17 protein-coding genes are annotated in these 18,877 nt (G+C 64.0%); 6 read left to right on the top strand and 11 right to left on the bottom strand.

The features are described 5' to 3' along the window. Positions 1 to 147: 147 nt before the first annotated feature. Positions 148 to 1,404, top strand: coding sequence for a cytochrome P450 (locus BFN03_RS14730; protein ID WP_070379627.1), 1,257 nt, complete (start codon positions 148 to 150; stop codon positions 1,402 to 1,404). 76 nt (positions 1,405 to 1,480) lie between these two features. Here BFN03_RS14730 and BFN03_RS14725 read toward each other — a convergent pair whose 3' ends face one another. From BFN03_RS14725 to BFN03_RS14705, 5 genes are read right to left on the bottom strand one after another with little or no spacing between them, the layout of a single operon-like run. After that, positions 1,481 to 1,894 carry a nuclear transport factor 2 family protein gene (locus BFN03_RS14725; RefSeq protein ID WP_070379626.1) on the bottom strand — a complete coding sequence of 138 codons (414 nt, stop codon included), beginning with the start codon at positions 1,892 to 1,894 and terminating at the stop codon, positions 1,481 to 1,483. Between the two features lie 10 nt (positions 1,895 to 1,904). Beyond that, positions 1,905 to 2,768, bottom strand: coding sequence for a TIGR03619 family F420-dependent LLM class oxidoreductase (locus BFN03_RS14720; protein ID WP_070380951.1), 864 nt, complete (start codon positions 2,766 to 2,768; stop codon positions 1,905 to 1,907). 14 nt (positions 2,769 to 2,782) lie between these two features. After that, complete coding sequence (locus tag BFN03_RS14715) at positions 2,783 to 3,988, bottom strand: thiolase domain-containing protein (protein ID WP_070379625.1); 1,206 nt, start codon at positions 3,986 to 3,988, stop codon at positions 2,783 to 2,785. After that, positions 3,988 to 5,052: a thiolase domain-containing protein gene (locus tag BFN03_RS14710; RefSeq protein ID WP_070379624.1), complete on the bottom strand. Its 1,065-nt coding sequence runs from the start codon at positions 5,050 to 5,052 to the stop codon at positions 3,988 to 3,990. The genes BFN03_RS14715 and BFN03_RS14710 overlap by 1 nt, the downstream gene beginning before the upstream one ends. Positions 5,053 to 5,064: 12 nt before the next feature. After that, entirely contained in the window at positions 5,065 to 6,045 is a 981-nt protein-coding gene (locus BFN03_RS14705; protein WP_084385631.1) for a Zn-ribbon domain-containing OB-fold protein, read from the bottom strand. A gap of 79 nt (positions 6,046 to 6,124) precedes the next feature. Between BFN03_RS14705 and BFN03_RS14700 the strand changes: the two genes are divergently transcribed. After that, positions 6,125 to 7,162 (top strand): LLM class F420-dependent oxidoreductase, encoded by a 1,038-nt coding sequence (locus tag BFN03_RS14700; protein ID WP_070379622.1) that lies wholly within the window; start codon positions 6,125 to 6,127, stop codon positions 7,160 to 7,162. A 75-nt stretch (positions 7,163 to 7,237) separates the two neighbouring features. Here BFN03_RS14700 and BFN03_RS14695 read toward each other — a convergent pair whose 3' ends face one another. Continuing rightward, positions 7,238 to 8,155: a bile acid:sodium symporter family protein gene (locus BFN03_RS14695; protein ID WP_070379621.1), complete on the bottom strand. Its 918-nt coding sequence runs from the start codon at positions 8,153 to 8,155 to the stop codon at positions 7,238 to 7,240. Between the two features lie 135 nt (positions 8,156 to 8,290). Next, a complete protein-coding gene (locus BFN03_RS14690) occupies positions 8,291 to 9,025 on the bottom strand; it encodes a crotonase/enoyl-CoA hydratase family protein (RefSeq protein WP_232320546.1) in 735 nt (244 codons plus the stop codon). A gap of 188 nt (positions 9,026 to 9,213) precedes the next feature. Here BFN03_RS14690 and BFN03_RS14685 point away from each other — a divergent pair, with 188 nt between their 5' ends. Together BFN03_RS14685 and BFN03_RS14680 are read left to right on the top strand one after the other, a co-directional pair. Further along, on the top strand, positions 9,214 to 10,869 hold the full coding sequence (locus tag BFN03_RS14685; protein WP_070379619.1) for an acyl-CoA synthetase: 1,656 nt from the start codon (positions 9,214 to 9,216) through the stop codon (positions 10,867 to 10,869). Further along, complete coding sequence (locus BFN03_RS14680) at positions 10,870 to 11,985, top strand: NAD(P)H-dependent flavin oxidoreductase (RefSeq protein ID WP_070379618.1); 1,116 nt, start codon at positions 10,870 to 10,872, stop codon at positions 11,983 to 11,985. Here BFN03_RS14680 and BFN03_RS14675 read toward each other — a convergent pair. The 3 genes from BFN03_RS14675 to BFN03_RS14665 are packed head-to-tail and all read right to left on the bottom strand — an operon-like array spanning position 11,978 to position 15,893. Next, complete coding sequence (locus BFN03_RS14675) at positions 11,978 to 13,561, bottom strand: long-chain-fatty-acid--CoA ligase (protein WP_070379617.1); 1,584 nt, start codon at positions 13,559 to 13,561, stop codon at positions 11,978 to 11,980. The genes BFN03_RS14680 and BFN03_RS14675 overlap by 8 nt on opposite strands. Next, the gene (locus BFN03_RS14670) at positions 13,558 to 14,679 is read right to left on the bottom strand and encodes an acyl-CoA dehydrogenase family protein (protein ID WP_070379616.1); all 1,122 of its coding nucleotides are present in this window, start codon (positions 14,677 to 14,679) and stop codon (positions 13,558 to 13,560) included. The genes BFN03_RS14675 and BFN03_RS14670 overlap by 4 nt, the downstream gene beginning before the upstream one ends. A gap of 11 nt (positions 14,680 to 14,690) precedes the next feature. After that, positions 14,691 to 15,893, bottom strand: coding sequence for an acyl-CoA dehydrogenase family protein (locus BFN03_RS14665; RefSeq protein WP_070379615.1), 1,203 nt, complete (start codon positions 15,891 to 15,893; stop codon positions 14,691 to 14,693). Positions 15,894 to 16,140: 247 nt separating this feature from the next. Here BFN03_RS14665 and BFN03_RS14660 point away from each other — a divergent pair, with 247 nt between their 5' ends. Then, positions 16,141 to 16,332, top strand: coding sequence for a ferredoxin (locus tag BFN03_RS14660; RefSeq protein ID WP_070379614.1), 192 nt, complete (start codon positions 16,141 to 16,143; stop codon positions 16,330 to 16,332). A 143-nt stretch (positions 16,333 to 16,475) separates the two neighbouring features. On the opposite strand, the gene BFN03_RS14655 is transcribed toward BFN03_RS14660, so the two are convergent. Continuing rightward, entirely contained in the window at positions 16,476 to 17,636 is a 1,161-nt protein-coding gene (locus tag BFN03_RS14655) for an RNA-guided endonuclease InsQ/TnpB family protein (protein ID WP_070379613.1), read from the bottom strand. A 116-nt stretch (positions 17,637 to 17,752) separates the two neighbouring features. Between BFN03_RS14655 and BFN03_RS14650 the strand changes: the two genes are divergently transcribed. Next, positions 17,753 to 18,670: a 3-oxoacyl-ACP reductase gene (locus tag BFN03_RS14650; protein WP_070379612.1), complete on the top strand. Its 918-nt coding sequence runs from the start codon at positions 17,753 to 17,755 to the stop codon at positions 18,668 to 18,670. The last annotated feature ends 207 nt before the right edge of the window (positions 18,671 to 18,877 follow it).

The raw sequence follows: 18,877 nt of genomic DNA, 5'->3' as shown, positions 1-18,877 counted from the left end.
CCTTGTTCTCAGAAATTAGAACAGGTTCAGTCGAGCTTGCAAGGTATGAATGTTGTTCCCTTTGCTAGTCGCCTGGCTTGTGATTCAATGCTAGTAGAACGTGTTCCATATTACAGAGTGCGTATCGCTTCAGGGCAGGAGACAGCAGTGGCGCAGCCCCATCTTCCAGAGGGTTTCGACATCACCGATCCGGACATCTACGCAGAGCGAATCCCGTACGAGGAGTTCGCCGAGCTGCGAAAGACGGCGCCGATCTGGTGGAACCCGCAACCGCCGGAAGTCGGCGGATTCCACGACGACGGCTATTGGGTCGTGAGCAAACTCGAGGATGTCAAGGAGGTGTCACGGCGCAGCGACGTCTTCTCGACGCACGAGAACACCGCGATCGTCCGCTTCGCTGACGACATTCCCCGCGAGAACATCGAGATGCAGCGTGCCATCCTCATCAACAAGGACGCTCCGGAGCACACCAAGCTCCGCAAGCTCGTCTCCCGCGGGTTCACCCCCCGAGCGATCAACAGCCTGCGCGAAGAACTGACCGAGCGCGCGGAGAAGATCGTGAAAGCTGCCGCAGAGGCGGGAGCCGGCGACTTCGTCACGCAGGTGGCGTGTGAGCTTCCGCTGCAGGCGATTGCGGAACTGTTGGGCGTGCCGCAGGAGGACCGCCTCAAGCTCTTCGACTGGTCGAATCAGATGACGGGGTATGACGATCCCGAATTGGATATCGATCCAGAGGCAGCCTCGATGGAGATTCTCGGCTATGCCTATCAGATGGCCGACGAGCGCAAGAAATGCCCGGCGAACGACATCGTGACGACGCTCATCGAAGCGGACATCGATGGCGACGAACTCGCGCCGGAGGAGTTCGGGTTCTTCGTCATCCTCCTCGCGGTGGCCGGCAACGAGACCACGCGCAATGCCATCACGCACGGCATGATCGCCTTCCTCGACAACCCCGACCAGTGGGAGCTGTACAAGAAGGAGCGTCCAGCCACAGCCGCCGACGAGATCGTGCGGTGGGCCACCCCGGTCACGTCGTTCCAGAGGACCGCGCTCGAAGACACCGAGCTCGGGGGAGTGCAGATCAAGAAGGGGCAGCGAGTCGTGATGCTGTACGGCTCGGCCAATTTCGACGAGGACGCCTTCGATCACCCCGAGAAGTTCGACATCATGCGGAAGGATAACCCGCATGTCGGCTTCGGTGGCACGGGTGCGCACTACTGCTTGGGTGCGAACCTCGCGCGACTCGAGATCGATCTGATCTTCAATGCGATTGCAGATCATCTGCCCGACATCAGCAGGCTGGGCGATCCGCGGCGCCTGCGCTCGGGATGGCTCAACGGAATCAAAGAGTTTCAGGTCGACTACCAGACCGGTTCGGGTGGCTGCCCGGTCGCTCACTGACACCACGATCGTACTGCGGCCCCGATCCTGTACAGGATCGGGGCCGCAGTACGTGTCCTGTCGAAACCGACTGCCTTCAGACTTGACGTAGTGTCTTCATCGCCCGATCGACCTCCCAGAATGCGCGTAGGGAGGTGATCTTGCCGGCGTCGTTCACCCGGTAGATGAACACGCCCTCGGCGTCGATCTGCGCTCCCGCGACCGTCGATCGAACGGTCCCGATGTTCACGTTCTCGTTTCCACACACCAGAGAATCGTCGATGAGGAACTCGAGCGATTCCGTGTTCCCGATCGTCATATCGTAGAACCGGGAGATCGCCTCGATTCCGCGGTGTCCCTTGCCTTCCGGATCGAACCCGGAGGGTCCGACGGGATCTTCCACACACGCGTCCTCGGCGAACAGGGCCAGCCACTCCTCCTTGCGCTTGGCACTGGCCGCCTCTCGGGAAGCCTGCCCTGCGAGGCGGGCCGGATGGTCGGCTCTCGTCATCTTCGCACCCCTATTCGATGTACTTCTCGGCGAACCTGTGCAGCGACTCCTGCTTTGCCTCGAGAGGCCCCTCGAAACCGATACCGTCAAAGATCCAGGGGACGACGATGGTGTCGGTCACGCCCGCGTCAGCGAGCTGCGCGTAGCCGTCTTTGCCGAAACGGTCGATGCAGACCGCCTGGATCTCGAAGGGTTCTCCGGCCCTGCCGTATTGTTCGCGAAGTTCTCGCAGTCGGGCGATGACCTGCACGAGATCGTCGTACTTGATCATCGCGGACGTCCACCCGTCGCCGACACGGGCCGCCCGGCGCAGTGCTACGTCGGTGTGACCGCCGACGTAGAACGGTACCGGCCTGGTCGGCGCCGGGCTCATCTGCAGTCGGTCGAAGTCGAAGAACTTGCCGTGATACTCGACCATCCCGCCGCCGAGGATCAGTTTGATGACTTCGATCATCTCGTCGACGCGGGGCCCCCGATTCTTGTACGGTACTCCGCACCACTCGAATTCCTCAGGTGCCCAGCCGATCCCCACGCCAAAGCCGAATCGATTGCCGATGAGGTTGGCGACCGAGCCGACCTGGCGCGCCAAGAGCACCGGATTGCGCGAACCGAGCTTCAGTACCTGCGTGTAGAACTCGATCCTCGACGTCACCGCACCCAGCGCCGCAGCTGCGATCAGTGGATCAACCCACGGAGTTTCCTCGTTCCACATCCGTGACCCGTCCGAGGTGTACGGGTAGTCGGCGCTCTGCTTCTCCATGAAGAACAGGGAGTCTGGCAGTGCGATGGATGAAAACCCACACTCCTCAGCCGTTTTCACAAGAGCAGGCAACTGATCGAGCGGGTTCATTGCGACGCCGACGGTGAACTTCACGTTGGTACCCCCTGCTAGTTGTTCGGTCGGTCGGAGCCGACCACCCACATCGAGAAGTACTGTGAGCCTCCGCCGTAGGCGTGGCCGAAGGCTTTGCGCGCGTTCTGTACCTGATGATCCCCGGCGCGGTGCATCACCTGCATCGCCGCTTCGGCGAAACGGATCATGCCGGACGCGCCGATTGGGTTGGACGACAGGACACCACCGGACGGGTTGACCGGAAGCCTGCCGCCGATCGCCGTTTCCCCGGCCTCGGTCAACTTCCATCCCTCGCCCTCAGGAACGAAGCCGAGGTTCTCGAGCCACATCGGCTCGAACCAGGAGAAGGGGACGTAGATTTCGGCGGCGTCGATTTCGTCGAGCGGATCCGTGATGCCTGCGGCCTTCCACAGCGCGGCCGCGGCCTGACGGCCTGCCTGGGGATTTACCTGGTCTCGTCCCGCGTACGTGGTGGGCTCGGTGCGCATCGAAGTGGCGTGGATCCACGCGACCTCCCGCCCCTGCGCCGTCACCTCGGACGCGGCTTCCTCGTTGCCGATCACCATCGCGCAGGCGCCGTCGGATGACGGGCAGGTCTCGTCGTAGCGGATGGGATCCCACAACATCTGCGAGGCCTGTACGGATTCGAAGGTGATGTCGGGTTGCTGCAGGTGGGCGTAGGGGTTGAGACTGCCGTTGAGCCGGTCCTTCACCGCCACCATTGCGCCGATGTGCTCGGGTGCGCCGGAGCGTCGAATGTACGAGCGGACATGCGGCGCGAAGTAGCCACCCGCGCCGGCGCCCACGGGCATGTTGAACGGGATGGGAATCGACAGCGCCCACATCGCATTCGACTCGGACTGTTTCTCCCAGGCAGCTGTCAGCACACGCTTGTGAACGCCGGCCTTGACGAGGCTCGACGCGACGACCGCTGTCGACCCGCCCACCGAACCCGCCGTATGGACGCGCAGGAGTGGTTTGCCGTTCGCGCCCAGGGCATCGGACATCGCGAGTTCGGGCATCATCGAACCCTCGAACAGGTCGGGAGCTTTGCCGATTACTACGGCGTCGATATCGTCCCAGCCCACCCGCGCATCCTCCATTGCGCGGTCGATCGCCTCACGAACCAGGCCCGACATGGACACATCGTGGCGCTTCGCGACATAGCGAGTCTGACCGGTGCCGAGCACCGCGGCCAATTGCCCTGTTCGGGCCGGACCAGAAGTTGTGTTGTCGGACATCAGTTCCGCCCCTCCATGACTGCGACCAAATTCTGTTGCAGCACAGCGCCACTGGTAGCGTGCGCCAATGTTCGCTCGGCGTCGCCGTCCATGATGGCTTTGGCCGCGTAACCTATGCGTTCGAGTCCGGCGGCGAACATCGGGTTCCCGCTCAGGGGGCCGCCGGACGGATTGACAATCGTCGCATCGGTGAGCCCGATGGCCTCGCGCAAGATCAGCTCCTGATGGGTGAATGGTCCGTGAAGTTCGGCGACGTCCAAGCCGCCGAGGTCGCCTCCGGTCGCGCCGCGCGCGGCGGCAGTCGTCGACGGTGAGACCGTCAGGTCGCGGGCCCCGAAATTGGGGGAGTCGATCCGATGATCGATCCCGGTGATCCACGCCGGGCGCTCGCAGAGTTGGCGGGCACGGTCCCCCGATGCGAGGACGATCGCTGCTGCCCCATCGGTGATCGGTGCGCAGTCGTGCGCGCGAAGGGGGTCGGCAATGAATGGGGTGTCGAGCAAGGTCTCTACGTCTACGCGTCCCGACAGTTGCGTGTTCGGATTCGTTTCTGCCGCCGCCCTGCTGCGTACGGCTACCGCGGCCATTTCTTCGGCCGTCCACTTGCCCGAGTCGAGTCCGAGCCGAGCCTGAAGTCCGGCGATGGACACCGAGTCGAGTCCTAGCGGTGTCACCAGATAAGGGTCGAGTTGCATCGACAGTGTCTTGCGAAGGTTGCCCGCGGAGGACTTGCCGAACCCGTAGACGAGCGCGGTGTCGACCTCTCCGGTCATGATCTTGACCCAGGCCTCGTACAGGGCCCAAGCGGCGTCCATCTCGACGTGTGACTCGTTGATCGGCGGCACCGCGCCGATGGAATCGACCGCGGAGATGAAGGAGAATGCTCTGCCGGCCAGGTAGTCCGACGAACCCGAGCACCAGAACCCGATGTCGGACTTCGTGATTCCAAGCTCCTCGTAGAGCTCTTGGAAACAAGGGACCAGCATCTCGACGCCGTTGGTGGTGCCGGTGGTCTCGCGCACGTGCGGTGCATGCGTGAATCCGACGACTGCGATATCTGACATTGTGTCGCGCCCCTACAGGTGGTGTTTGAAGGTTTCGTAGTCGGCGTCGGGCTCACCCGTCGGCCTGAAGTACTCGATGTTCTCGAGGGTGTAGCCCCACTCCTCGCGGGGTTTCCACTTGGCTTCCACCCGCATGCCCATCCGAACGTCGGCGGCGTCGCACTCGAGGATCAGGTGCAAGAACGCGATGTCCGCGCCGTCGAGCAGCACGTAGGCCGCGACATACGGGGGCTTGATCCGTTGCCCGAGGAAGGGGACATTGACGATGCAGAATGTGGTGACGATGCCCCGGTCGGGCAGTTCCACCTGTTCCTTGGTCGGGATGCCATCGGTGGGGTTGGCGCCGCGCGGCGGGATGTACACCTTCCCGCCCGGCCCGGTGCGGCCTCCGATCAGCTTTCCCTCCTTCAGCCCTCGGAGGTAGAAGCTCTCCTCCGCGGACGCCGAATGCATGAAGTCGAGGTCGACCGGAGTCGTGATCATCGTGACCGGTTCGGCGTCGACCGGGGCAGGTTGTCCGTCTGTCGATTCGCCCGGCTCGAAGCACACGATGTCGTGGATACTGCCGGTACGTTCCTCGGCCCATCTCGCGCGCACCCGCATTCCGGTCCTCATCCTTGCGGGAGAGCCCACGTCCACTGCGTGCAGGAGCGACGTGTCGGCGCCGTCCAGCATGATCAGGGCCCAGGCGAACGGAGTGGTGAGTGGCTGTCCGGCAATGGGTTCCGGCATCCATGTCCAGCTCACCACGGTCCCGGCATCGGAGACATCGACGAAATCGGTGAGGGGCTCCGCGGTGCGCGCGTCGAATTCGGGCGGCGGTACGTAAACGCGCCCGTCCGACCCTCGGGCACCGATGACCCTGCGGTCACGCAGCGCGGTCACGAAGGCTCCGATCGTCGGACCCGTCGATCGCGTGTAGTCGAAGTGAAGTTTCAGCGGGGCGCTCAACGGTTCGTTCGAGAATTTTTCTGTCACGGCGCTCTTTCCCATGCTCACAACTTCGAGTAGAACAGGTTCTAGTGTTTGTGGCAAGCACCACTTGTGACGACGGACGATACGGAGGCCTTTGATGAAGCTCGGGTTGCAATTGGGGTACTGGGGAGCGCAGCCGCCGGCGAACGCGCCGGAGTTGATCGCCGCCGCGGAGGCGGGAGGGTTCGACGCCGTGTTCGCCGCCGAGTCGTGGGGTTCGGACGCCTTCACCCCTCTCGCCTGGTGGGGTTCGAGCACCGAACGGGTGAGGCTGGGTACCTCGGTCGTCCAGATCTCCGCGCGCACGCCCACCAGTACCGCCATGCACGCTCTGACGCTCGACCATCTCAGCGGAGGCCGGGCGATCCTCGGACTCGGTGTGTCCGGCCCTCAGGTGGTCGAGGGGTGGTACGGACAGCCGTTCACGAAACCCCTTGCACGCACGCGTGAATACGTCGAGATCATCCGGAAGGTGCTCGCCCGTCAGGAACCGGTCACCAACGACGGCCCGCACTTCCCGCTGCCCTACACCGGACCCGGTAGTACCGGTCTGGGCAAGCCGTTGAAGCCGATCACCCACCCACTACGCGACGACATTCCGATCTGGCTCGGAGCAGAAGGCCCCAAGAATGTGGCCCTCACTGCCGAAATCGCCGACGGTTGGCTCGCCATCTACTATTCGCCGCGCCTTGCGCCGATGTACAACGAATGGCTCGACGAGGGGTTTGCACGCGCCGGCGCACGTCGCAGCCGGGAGGACTTCGAAGTGGCCGCTACCTGCCAGGTGATCGTCACCGAAGACCGTGCCGCCGCCGTCGCCGGGCTCAAACCGATCACCGCTCTCTACGTCGGTGGGATGGGCGCCCCCGAACTCAACTTCCATGCGCAGGTCTACACACGCATGGGTTATGGCGAGGAGGTCGAGGAGATCGGCCGACTGTTCCGTGCCGGCCGCAAGGAGGAAGCCGCCGCCGTCGTACCGGACGAGATGGTCACCGAGACAATGATCATCGGCAACCTCGACGAGGTTCGCGCCGACGTCAAGCGCTGGGCCGATGCCGGAGTCACCATGCTCCTCGTCTCCTGCCACAGCGCCGACCACGTCCGCCAATTGTCGTCGGCGGTTCTCGGCTGATCCTCTGTCGGTGACCCCCATCGGGGCGAATATGCCTCTCATCGACTCTAATGCGCTGAGAGGCACATTCGCCCGCTAGTGTTTCTCGGCCGCCCTTTCGGCTTCGTGGGGGATGGGGAGGGTGCTCGCTGCCCCGGACCCTCTGCCCCGGCTGATCAGCCAGCCGAAGATCGCGGCGGCCGGGAACATCACCACGCCGTAAACGGCGCCGGGGATCGCGATGTCGACGCTGCCGAGGACGCTGATCGCGATCGCGATCGCGAGGGTGCTGTTGTGGATGCCGATCTCCATCGAGCACGCGATGGACTGGCGCTTGTCGGCGCCGAGGAGCTTCGGAATCCAGTAGCCCACAGTCAAACTCGCGAGACAGAACAGTGTTGTTATCGCTCCGACGTCGGCCAGGTAGCTGCCGACGTTCTCGCTCTCGGCCGCGATGGTGCCGACGATGACGAGCACCAGGACGCCTGCCGACGCGATCCGCACGGGACGGTCCATGCGCCTCGCAAAGTCGACGCGTCTGGCGCGCACCAGCATGCCGATCACGACGGGGACGAGCACGATCGCGAAAACCTGCAGCACCTTGGTGAACTGCATGCCCATCGAGGTCCCGGTGTCCGGGTCGAAGTAGCCGAGCGCGAAGTTCGTGACGATCGGAAGCGTCACCACCGCGATCACCGAGTTCACCGCGGTGAGAGTGATGTTCAGTGCGACATCACCCCGGTAGAGATGGCTGAACAGGTTCGCCGTGGTCCCGCCGGGCGAGGCGGCGAGCACCATCATGCCGACCGCGAGCAGCGGTGGCAGATCGAACAGCAGCACCAACCCGAACGCGACTGCGGGCAGTATCAGCAACTGGCACGCCAGCGCGATCGTCACGACGCGGGGATGACGTGCGACGCGGGCGAAATCGGCCACCGTCAACGACAGCCCGAGTCCGAACATGATGATCGCCAGTGCCGCGGGCAGGCCAACGGTGGCCAGAGGTGAATCCAAGTCGATCGCCGTCCTCGTGTGGGGGTGTCTCGCGCACGCTAGCGGGACCGGAACGTCCGTGTAGTCGATTCGCCCGAATTGGCCACGCCTATTCTGCGAGGCGAACTCTGACTAGCCGTGCGCGATCCCCCAGAGCTACCGCCCTTCGAACTTGGGGCGGCGCTTTTCGGCAAAGGCGCGTGGGCCTTCCTTCGCGTCGGCGCTCTTGAAGACCTCGGTACCCAGGGCGGCATCGATTCGGAATGCCTCTTCCTCGTGCATACCTTCGGTGTCGCGAATAGTCTTCAGGATCGCTTGAACCGCGATGGGGCCGTTGGCGGCGATGAGGTCGGCGATCTCGAGGGCCTCGTCGAGCGCCTGCCCGTCCGGGACGACGTGTCCGATGAGGCCGATCTCCTTGGCCTCGGCCGCCTTGATGTGACGCCCGGTGAGCAGGATGTCGGCCGCGACCGTGTACGGAATCTGCCGCACCAGGCGCACTGCGGATCCACCGAGAGGGAACAGCCCCCACTTCGCTTCGGAAACGCCGAATTTGGCGCTCTCGCCGGCTACGCGAATGTCGGTGCCCTGGAGGATCTCGGTGCCGCCCGCGATAGCGGGGCCTTCGACGGCGGCGATGAGCGGCTTGGTGAGTCGTCGGCCCTTGAGAAGTGCCTCGATCTTCGACAGGTCCCACCCACCGCCGGAGAAGGAGTCGCCGGGGTGTTGCGTGGTCATGGCCTTGAGGTCGGCGCCCGCACAGAACGCTCCGCCCGCACCGGTGAGGATGGCGACCCGGATGTCCGGATCGGAGTCGACCTGATCCCACGCGTCCCTCATGATCGCCATCATTTCGCCGGACAGCGCATTCTTCGCCTCGGGGCGGTTCATCGTGACGATCAGAACGTGCCCGCGCTTCTCGACGAGGCAGTGCGGCGATTGCGTCGAAGCGTCGGAATCTTGGGTTGTTGTGGAGGAGGTGGAGGACGTGGAGGACACTGAAAATCTCCCGAAGGGTGTGTGAGCTGGCTCTCAAATTGGGTCTTGCCAGGAACGGTAACACGTTCTACTTTGTTGACGTGGCCCTTAATATCGCAGACCTCGTAGAGCACACAATCGACCTCGTCCCCGACCGTGTCGCGCTTCTGTCCGGCGATCGAGAGGTGACATATGCGCAGTTGGAGGACCGGGCCAATCGCCTAGGCAATTACCTGCGCGAACAAGGCGTTCAACCCGGAGACAAGGTAGGCATCTACTGCCGTAACACCATCGAAGCGATCGAAGCCATGGTGGCTGTCTTCAAGATCCGCGCCGTGATGGTGAACGTCAACTACCGCTACATCGAGAACGAGTTGCAATACATCTTCGACAACTCGGACATGGTTGCGCTCATCCACGAGCGTCGATACTCCGACAAGGTAGCCGCGGTCCAAGCTCGGACGCCCCAGCTGAAGACCACCATTGTCGTCGAGGACGGCACCGATCTCGACTACGACGGAGTCGAGTACGAGTCTGCGCTGGCGCAGGCTTCACCCGATCGAGACTTCGGTGAACGCAGTAACGACGACCTCTACATGCTCTACACCGGCGGCACCACGGGGAAGCCCAAGGGCGTGATGTGGCGCCAAGAAGACGTGTGGCGAGTGCTCGGTGGCGGCATCAACTTCCTCACCGGCGAATACGTCCAGGACGAGTGGGAACTCGCCAAGGTCGGCGCCGAGAACCCCAGCATGGTCCGCTTTCCGATTCCGCCGATGATCCACGGCGGCAGCCAGTGGGCAGTGTTCCACAGCCTGTTCGGCGGCGGCACGTGCGTCATGCACCCGGAGTTCGACGGTCACGAGATCTGGCAGGTCATCGACAAACACAAGGTCAACCTCATCTTCATTACCGGTGACGCCATGGCGCGTCCGATGCTCGACGCCCTATTGGAAGGCAACAAGGAGACCGGTGAGCCGTACGATCTGTCGTCGTTGTACGTGATGGCGAGTTCGGCGGCGCTCTTCTCGCCGAGCATCAGGGAGAAGTATCTCGAGCTGCTACCGAACCGGATGATCACCGATTCGATCGGTTCGTCCGAGACTGGCTTCGGCGGCCTCGCGGTGGTCGCGAAGGGCGAATCCCACGGCGGCGGCCCGACGGTGAAGATCGACGCGTCCACCACGGTTCTCGACGACGACGGCAACCCGGTGAAGCCGGGTTCGGGTGTGATCGGGGTCCTCGCGCGCAGTGGACACATTCCGCTCGGCTACTACAAGGACGAAGAGAAGACGAAGGCCACCTTCAAGGAATTCAACGGGATCCGCTACGCCATTCCCGGTGACTTCGCGCGGGTGGAGGAAGATGGCACGGTAACCATGCTCGGTCGCGGTTCGGTGTCGATCAACAGTGGGGGCGAGAAGATCTTTCCCGAGGAGGTCGAGGGCGCACTGAAATCGCATCCCGACGTCTTCGACGCCCTCGTCGTCGGTGTTCCGGACGACCGGTTCGGTCAGCGTGTCGCCGCGGTCGTGCAGGCGCGCGAAGGCGCCCGGCCGAGCCTGCAGGATCTCGCCGCTACGGTTCGCAAGGAGCTTGCCGGATACAAGGTTCCACGCAGTCTGTGGTTCGCCGACCAGATCAAGCGTTCGCCGGCCGGTAAGCCCGACTACCGGTGGGCCAAGGAGCAGACCGAGGCTCGTCCGGCCGACGACCAGAACGGCAGCAGCGAGTCCGAGAACGGCCGGGGTGCGTAGATGCACACAGGGCTCAGTGAGAAGTTCGGCATCGAGTACCCGATCTTCGGGTTCACACCGTCCGAACACGTGGCCGCGGCGATTTCCCGGGCCGGCGGCCTGGGAGTCCTCGGCTGCGTCCGCTTCAATGATCCCGAGGAACTCGACTCGGTTCTGACGTGGTTGGACGAGAACACCGACGGCAAGCCGTACGGTGTCGACGTCGTGATGCCGGCGAAGGTTCCGACCGAGGGCACGTCGCCTGACCTTGAATCGCTGATCCCTGCCGAGCACCGTGCGTTCGTCGACCGAACCCTGTCGGAACTGGGTGTACCGCCGTTGGATTCGGGCGTAGAACACGCGGCGGGTGTTCTCGGCTGGCTGCATTCGGTGGCGCGCTCACACGTGGATGTGGCGCTGGGCCACCGTATCGCGCTGATCGCCAATGCCCTCGGATCGCCACCGAAGGATGTGATCGACCAGGCCCACGAGAAGGGTGTGCCCGTGGCGGCGCTTGCCGGTGCGGTCGAGCATGCGCGTAGGCACGTGGCTAACGGAGTCGACCTCGTCATCGCGCAGGGCTACGAGGCCGGCGGGCACACCGGTGAGATCGCGTCGATGGTGCTCGTTCCCGAGATCGTTGATGCTATCGGTGATTCCGCCGCAGTCCTCGCGGCCGGGGGAATCGGGAGTGGGCGCCAGGTTGCGGCAGCGCTGTCGCTGGGGGCGTCCGGTGTGTGGATGGGGTCGTACTGGCTTACCACGACCGAATACAAGCTGGGCGGAGCGTCGGCCGATAAGCCCTCGGCCGTTCAGCAGGCCTTCATTCGGGCAACATCCTCCGACACGGTTCGGTCGCGGATCTTCTCAGGTAAGCCTGCTCGTTTGCTCAAGACCAAGTGGACCGAAGCCTGGTCGAAGCCGGAAGCGCCGGCGCCACTGCCGATGCCGCTTCAGAACATCTTGGTCAGTGAGGCGCATCAGCGGATCTCCGCCTCCGAAGACCCGGACGTCGTCGCGATGCCGGTGGGTCAGATCGTCGGACGGATGAACGAGATCCGTCCGGTGGCCGAGGTGATGGGCGACCTCGTTGCAGAATTCGACTCGGCGGTCTCTCGCCTCGAGGGCTTCAAATAGTGTCCCGGTAAGGGCTGTAGCCGGCCCCGTCGCGAATCCAGACGGGGTCACTGCAGCGCTCCGCTTCGGCGCTGAGCACTCGGGTGAGAACTTTGAACGTTGCGGTCCTGGGAAGTTCGGTACACACCCGGATCAGGCTCGGGCGTTGCTTCGGGCCCAGATCGGACTGTGCGTCCAAGAAGCCGGCGAAGGCGACGGGATCGAAGTCGCGCGTCGGAACGACCGCCGCCATGACGCGATCTCCTACCTCTGGGTCGGGTACCGCATACACCGCGACCTGGGCGAAGCCGTCGTAGCGCTGCAGGATGCGCTCGATGGGCGCGGAACCGATGTTCTCGCCATCGACACGAAGCCAACCAGAACTGCGTCCGGCGAAGTAGACGAAACCGTCCGCGTCCCGGTAGGCGAGGTCGCCGCTCCGGTACATGCCGCCACGGATCCGTTCGGCATCGGCGGCGGGATCGTTGTAGTAGCCGGCGAACGCCCCAGGGCCGGTGGTGTTGACGAGTTCACCAGTCGCCGCATCGGCATTGACCAATCGACCGGAAGCGTCGAACTCTGCCGGGGGGCAGGGATTCCCGGTGTCGCTGCTGAGGATCGCGACTCCGTCCGGGAGCTTGCCCAGCGAGCCCGAGGGCGCTCCGGGTGTGGAGGAAATGGCGATTCCGCCTTCCGTGGAGCCGAACCCGTCGACCACCGCAGTCCCGAACCGCCGCGAGAATGCGGCGACGGCGGATGCAGACCCCTCGTTGCCATACATCAATCGGAGGGTGTTGTCAGCGTCGTCCGGCAGCTCGGGCGTCGCCAGCACGTATGACAGCGGCTTGCCGACATAGTTTGCGTACGTGACTCCGTACTTGCGGACGTCGCTGAGAAAGTTCGACGCTGAAAACTTGCGTCGCAATGCAATCGAGCTGTGTCCGGCCAGTGCGACGGACCACGCTGCCATCATGGCGTTGGAATGGAACATCGGCATCGACATGTACACCACATCGTCCGGCGACAACCCGAAGCGCTGGGCGAGCATGATCCCGGGACCGGCAACCTTCGCGTGGGTGCAGCGAACCGCCTTCGGGTCACCGCTGGTCCCCGAGGTGAAGATGAGCATGAACAGATCGTCGGGCGTTGCTGCCCGAGGGGTGAATTCGGTGTACCCTTCGGACAGCAAGACCGACCAGGCCTCGGAGTCCACATCGATGACCGGAACCGGGAGATCAAGTCCGTCGAGTAGCCCTGTACTGCCGCGTTCGGTGAAAATCACCTGACAGTCAGCGAGTTCGATGTCGCGTGCCAGCGCTTCCCCCCGGCGGGTGGTGTTGAGACCCACCAGCACGGCGCCGGAGAGCGCCGCCGCGCCGGCGAGTAGCGAGAACTCCGGGACGTTCTCCATCAGCACGCCGAGATGCGGGGGCTTGTTCGCATCGAGCAGATCCTCGAGAATCGCTGCTCGATGCGAACTCCCCCGCACGTGATCGGACCACGACAAGAAGTGGTCGCCGAAGTGCAATCCGTGCTCGTCGTCGTCGGCGACGCCCAATAGTAGATCCGTCACCGTCGGCGCGAGCACCGCTGTCATGCGGGGACGGTAGCCAACTCGGAACCGAGGGTCCGCAATTGCGCGGTGGCCGAACCCAGCCGGAACTCGAGAGCCTTGGCGGCCAAGAAGTACCGGTGTACGGGGTGGTCTTCGTCGAGTCCCACGCCGCCGTGGACGTGGATGACGGTATGAGCGACCCGGTGCCCCGCATCGGAGGCCCAGAAGTTGGCGGTCTGGACGTTTCCCTCGCCGGGCAGTCCCTCGCTCAGACGCCACGCGGCCTGCCACAACGTGAGCCGGACGCCTTTGACATCTATGTAGGCGTCGGCGAGCCGTTGCGCCACGGCCTGGAAGCTTCCGATGGGACGGTCGAACTGCACTCGTTCGCGAGCGTATGCCGCGGTGAGCGTCAGCGCCTGGTCGAGCACTCCGTATTGATACGCGCAGGCGCCGAGCGAACCACGCTCGACGAGCCAGTCGACGATCTCACCGCCCTGTTCGATGGTTCCGAGAAGTCGGTCTTCGCCCACCACGACACCGCGCAGGGCCAACTCTCCGACGCTGGACAGGTCGACGGTCTGTTGACGGGTGACGGTGACACCTGCATCGTCCGGCCGGACGAGGAAGACGGCGACACCCTCGGGGGTCGCGGCCGGGACCAGGAACAGATCGGCCGACGGCGCAGCGTCGACTACGACCTTTGTGCCGTCGAGCGTCCAACCCCGAGGGGCGCGTTCGGCGCGTGTGGTGGGCGCACCCGGGGTGTCGCACAGCTCTTCGTCGAGCGCGACGGTGAGGATCTTGTTGCCCTCCGCTGCCTGCGTTCCCCATTCGGAACGCTGTTGCTCGGCGCCATATTTCGCGATGGCACCGGCGGCCATGACGATCGTGGACAGGTAGGGGACCGGGGCGACCGCGCGTCCGAGTTCGATGAGGATGCTGCACTGTTCGAGCACACCGAACCCGTCGCCGCCCACGGACTCCGGGAGCGCAGCGCTGAGGATGCCCGATGTCGCCAGGGCCGACCAGAGGTGACGGTCGAGCCGGTCTTCTGCCGCGTCGAGTTCGCGCAGCCGATCGTTGGTGACGAGTTCAGAGGCGATGCCGCGGGTGAGGCCGGCCAAGTCCTTCTGGGCCTCGGTATGTGTGAAATCCATGGTCGTGTGTCCTAACGCTTGGCTGGGGGCAGGCCGAGGGCGGTCATTCCGATGATGTCGCGTTGCACCTCGTTGGTTCCGCCGCCGAAGGTCAGGATCAGCGACGAGCGGTGCATCCGCTCGAGGCGTCCACGCAGCAGGACGCCGGGAGAGTTCTGACGCAGTGTGGCCGACGGCCCGAGGATCTCCATCAGGAGCCGGTATGCCTCAGTGGCGAATTCGGTGCCGTACACCTTGTTCGCGGATGCGGCTTCGCGACCGGGAGCGTGATCTGTGTTTGCGCCGTCCGCCGAAGTACCCGAAGCGATCTCCCAGTTCATCAACTTCAGGTACTCGGCCTTGGCATGCACCCGGGCGAGGTTGATCTGGACCCATTCCTGGTCGATGACACGGCGACCGTCGGGCAACTTGGTGTTCTGGGCCCATTCGCGCACTTCGTGCAGGGCGGTCAAGACCGGACCGGCGGATGTGAGGGCGACGCGTTCGTGGTTGAGCTGGTTGGTGATCAGAGCCCAGCCGCCGTTCTCGGGTCCCACGAGCGCCGTCGAGGGAACGCGCACGTCCTGATAGTAGGTGGCGCTCGTATCCGGGCCGGCCATCGTGTGGACCGGGGTGTACGAGAAGCCTTCGGCCGTCGTCGGAACAATCAGAACACTGATGCCCTTGTGCTTCTTGGCGTCGGGATCGGTACGGCAGGCCAGCCAAACGTAGTCGGCGTAGGCGATCAGGCTGGTCCACATCTTCTGACCATTGATGACGTAGTCGTCGCCGTCCTTGTTGGCGGTGGTGCGAAGCGCGGCGAGGTCGGTTCCCGCTCCGGGTTCGGAGTAGCCGATGGAGAAATGCAGCTCACCCGCGGAGATCTTGGGCAGGAAGTACGACTTCTGCTCGGGTGTACCGAAGTGCATGATGGTCGGCGCGACCGAGTTGATAGTGAGGAAGGGGACGGGCGCGCCGGCAATGGCCGCCTCGTCGGTAAAAATCAACTGCTCCATCGCCGAACGCTCCTGGCCGCCATACTCTCTGGGCCATCCGAGAGTCAGCCAGCCGTCCTTGCCCATCTGGGCAACGACCTCACGGTAGACGTTGCCCGCCCCGTATTCTCCGGTTGTGGCGGCCAGGGCTTCGCGGCGCTCCGGCGTCATCAGCTTCGCGAAATACGCCCGCAGTTCTTCCCTCAGCTCTTGCTGCTGCGGCGTGTAGGTGATGTGCATCGAAATACCTCTCCGGTCGAGAGCTGGAATCAGCGAAATCTGGCACAGGTTCCAGTCACTGCGGCGCAATGGCGGAATCGGTCCCGCCTGGTCCCGAAGCGAGCCAGGTGGGACCGCTCGCAGTCGTGAAACGAATCATTGCACACGACTGGAACAGGTTCTAGTCTAATGAGAGTAATGGTGTGCGACCACAGCCCGGTCGCGCCCATTGCGTAGGCAGTGCGACGAGGAGAGATGAGGGTTTTTTATGGAGGTCAGAGTCGATTTCGACCGTTGCGAGGCCAATGGCGTCTGTGTGGGGATCGCGCCGGACATCTTCGAGCTCGACGACGACGAGCAGTTGCACATCACGAGCCCAGTTCCGCCCGCTGACCGGGAGGATGACGTGCGCACCGCGATCGCTCAGTGCCCGCGGGCTGCGCTCACCGAGCATCCCTGACCGTTGTTGCCCCGAATAGGAACACGTTCTACAGTTGATCCGTCCTGCCGTCTGGGCGGGGTTCCCGACTTACGGCGAGTGCACGGAACCAGGAGAGCGTGTTCTTAACGGTTCCCCACGGCTGAAGCCGGGGGATTTCAAGCTCAGGCCGCACATTCACCCGACCCGGAGGAGGGATGCACATGTCTTATGCCGTCGACGCTTGTGTGGCCCCGTTCTGCCACAGCCAGAATCACTCTGGCGGCGTTCCTGTCCCGGTCGTCGGTGTGTCCGCAGCATCGGCACAGGAAAGTGCGTTCATCGAGTCCGAGTTGCTGCTTGGCTCTCGCGAAACACCTCGAACACGTCATCGTCGTGTACGCGGGCTTGACCAACACCACCTTCCGGCCAGCCCGCAGACCACGGTCGACAAGTTCGCGTTTCGCCGCCCCGATCGCGGCGTCGGCGGCTTTACGGGCCATCGTCGACCTGGCCAGGAACTTCGGTGCGAAATCCTCCACCGCAAGCAACTGGTGGTTGTCGACGACCTGTTTGGCCCATACCCGCGAATCGTGCCGGGTTTGCCGGGCCGCTTTCTTGTGCAAACGCGCGGCCTCCCCTCTCGCCCGCCGGTATCCGTTCGACTGGGGACCACGTCTACCGCTGTGCCGTCGCGCCGTTTTCCGTTGGGCCTTGGCGAGTTCGGCGGCACACCGCTGCCGGTGCCCCACATAGGGCAGGTCGTGGGCCCTGTCGGTGGTGGTTGCGGTGGTGGTGACACCCCAGTCGATCCCGACCCGGCTCCCGGGGTCGACCTCCGGGGCAGGTGCGTTCTCGCGTCGGACGACGAACGAGGCGTACCAGTGACCCAGGCTGTCTCGAAAGACGCGAACGGAGGCCGGTTCGGACGGCAGCTCCCGGGACCACACCACCGGGATCGTGACGCCCTTCGGCAACACCAATCTACGATCCCGGATGGAGAAGCCTCGAGTGTTGTACTCGAGCGACGGCAGCGTCTTCTTCCGGGCCTTGACCTTCGGGCGCCCACGGCCTTTCACCGTGAAGGAGTGGCTCAGGGCCTGCGTGTAGGTCCGGAGCATCTGCTGCTGGGCGTTCTGGGAGCCGTCTCGCAGCCAGTGGCTTCCCCTGCGGGCTTCGGTGAGGAGCTTGCCCAGCTTCTTCAGGTCCGGCCCGTTTCCCGACTTCTGTTGGTGGACGGCTTCGTTCCACAGGAACCGGCAACGATGCCATTCGGCGAGCAGTGCGCGTTCGGCCTGCGCACCGGGGCGCAGGCGGTAGGTGTAGCGCACCACTTCTTCGGCCACGACCGGAAACCTAATCGACACCACCGACACAAAAGGAGAATGCCCATGTCGGATGCAATACCTGGCCGCCCTTTCCTCCCCGCGGCTAAAGCCAGGGGTTTCCCGGGCGGTGTTCGATGAACGCTGTAACCGACCGTGATGTGAGCTTGGACGGCAAGGTGGGCGTCGTGACCGGTGCGGGATCCGGTCTCGGCAAGTTCGAGGCGATTGCACTCGCACGTGCCGGCGCGTCCGTCGTGGTCAATGACTTGGCCGTCGGCGACGCCGTGGAGGAGACCCTCGAGGAGATTCGGAAGCTGGGCGCGAAGGTCGAGTTCGTGGCCGGCGACATCGGCGAACGATCCACCGCGGACGCGATCATGGAGGCGGCACACGACCGACTCGGCGGCCTCGATGTCCTCGTGAACAATGCGGGCATCACCCGAGATCGAATGTTGTTCAACATGTCCGATGAAGATTGGGATCTGGTTCTCAAGGTTCATCTTCGCGGCCACTTCCTGCTGTGCCGGTCTGCCGCATCGTATTGGCGGGCCAAGTCGAAGGAAACCGGGTCGCTCGTGTACGGGCGGATAGTCAACACGTCTTCAGAGGCGGGTCTGCTGGGACCTGAGGGGCAGGCCAATTACGGAGCGGCCAAGGCCGGTATCACGGCATTGACGCTCTCGGCTGCTCGCGGGTTGTCCCGCTACGGCGTCCGCGCCAATGCGATCTGCCCTCGCGCCCGGACATCGATGACGGAGAACGTCTTCGGTGAGGCTCCTGCGGAGGGAGTCGATCCTCTGTCGCCGGAACACGTGGCCTCTCTGGTCGCGTATCTCGCATCACCCGCCGCAAGTTCCGTCAACGGACAGGTCTTCGTGGTGTACGGACCGATGGTGGCATTGATGGCGGCACCGGTCGTGGAGCGACGCTTCGACGCGGTGGACGGGCAGTGGACACCCGAAGCGCTCGCGGCCGAACTCGGCGGCTATTTCGGTGATCGCGATCCGTCCAGGATGTTCTCCGCTTCCGCGGCTCTGCGCGAGCTGGGTTGATCTCACGCGCCGGAGCGTCTTCGCGACAGGAGGTTCACGATCCGCATCTTTCTTGCCGGCAATTCGCTCCTGATGGGTGATACTGAGGTCGCCGCAGACGGCTCCAAGGGGGAGGAGGCGGGGTGACCTTGAATCGGGGTGCGCGAAAGCGTGCCGAGATCGACAAGAAACGTGTTTCATTTTCTGGTGTCGGCGCCGGAGGTGAAC

It is taken from the genome of Rhodococcus sp. WMMA185 (assembly GCF_001767395.1).
In the GTDB taxonomy this organism is placed as follows: domain Bacteria; phylum Actinomycetota; class Actinomycetes; order Mycobacteriales; family Mycobacteriaceae; genus Rhodococcus_F.
This window is presented reverse-complemented; position numbering and strand designations above follow the sequence as displayed.

Excerpts from the sequence above, each read along its gene's own strand:
- BFN03_RS14705 (WP_084385631.1), bottom strand. The coding sequence starts at position 6,045 with ATGGGAAAGAGCGCCGTGACAGAAAAATTCTCGAACGAACCGTTGAGC.
- BFN03_RS14715 (WP_070379625.1), bottom strand. The coding sequence starts at position 3,988 with ATGTCCGACAACACAACTTCTGGTCCGGCCCGAACAGGGCAATTGGCC.
- BFN03_RS14660 (WP_070379614.1), top strand. The coding sequence starts at position 16,141 with ATGGAGGTCAGAGTCGATTTCGACCGTTGCGAGGCCAATGGCGTCTGT.
- BFN03_RS14650 (WP_070379612.1), top strand. The coding sequence starts at position 17,753 with ATGAACGCTGTAACCGACCGTGATGTGAGCTTGGACGGCAAGGTGGGC.
- BFN03_RS14670 (WP_070379616.1), bottom strand. The coding sequence starts at position 14,679 with ATGGATTTCACACATACCGAGGCCCAGAAGGACTTGGCCGGCCTCACC.
- BFN03_RS14675 (WP_070379617.1), bottom strand. The coding sequence starts at position 13,561 with ATGACAGCGGTGCTCGCGCCGACGGTGACGGATCTACTATTGGGCGTC.
- BFN03_RS14725 (WP_070379626.1), bottom strand. The coding sequence starts at position 1,894 with ATGACGAGAGCCGACCATCCGGCCCGCCTCGCAGGGCAGGCTTCCCGA.
- BFN03_RS14680 (WP_070379618.1), top strand. The coding sequence starts at position 10,870 with ATGCACACAGGGCTCAGTGAGAAGTTCGGCATCGAGTACCCGATCTTC.
- BFN03_RS14665 (WP_070379615.1), bottom strand. The coding sequence starts at position 15,893 with ATGCACATCACCTACACGCCGCAGCAGCAAGAGCTGAGGGAAGAACTG.
- BFN03_RS14710 (WP_070379624.1), bottom strand. The coding sequence starts at position 5,052 with ATGTCAGATATCGCAGTCGTCGGATTCACGCATGCACCGCACGTGCGC.
- BFN03_RS14690 (WP_232320546.1), bottom strand. The coding sequence starts at position 9,025 with ATGAACCGCCCCGAGGCGAAGAATGCGCTGTCCGGCGAAATGATGGCG.
- BFN03_RS14700 (WP_070379622.1), top strand. The coding sequence starts at position 6,125 with ATGAAGCTCGGGTTGCAATTGGGGTACTGGGGAGCGCAGCCGCCGGCG.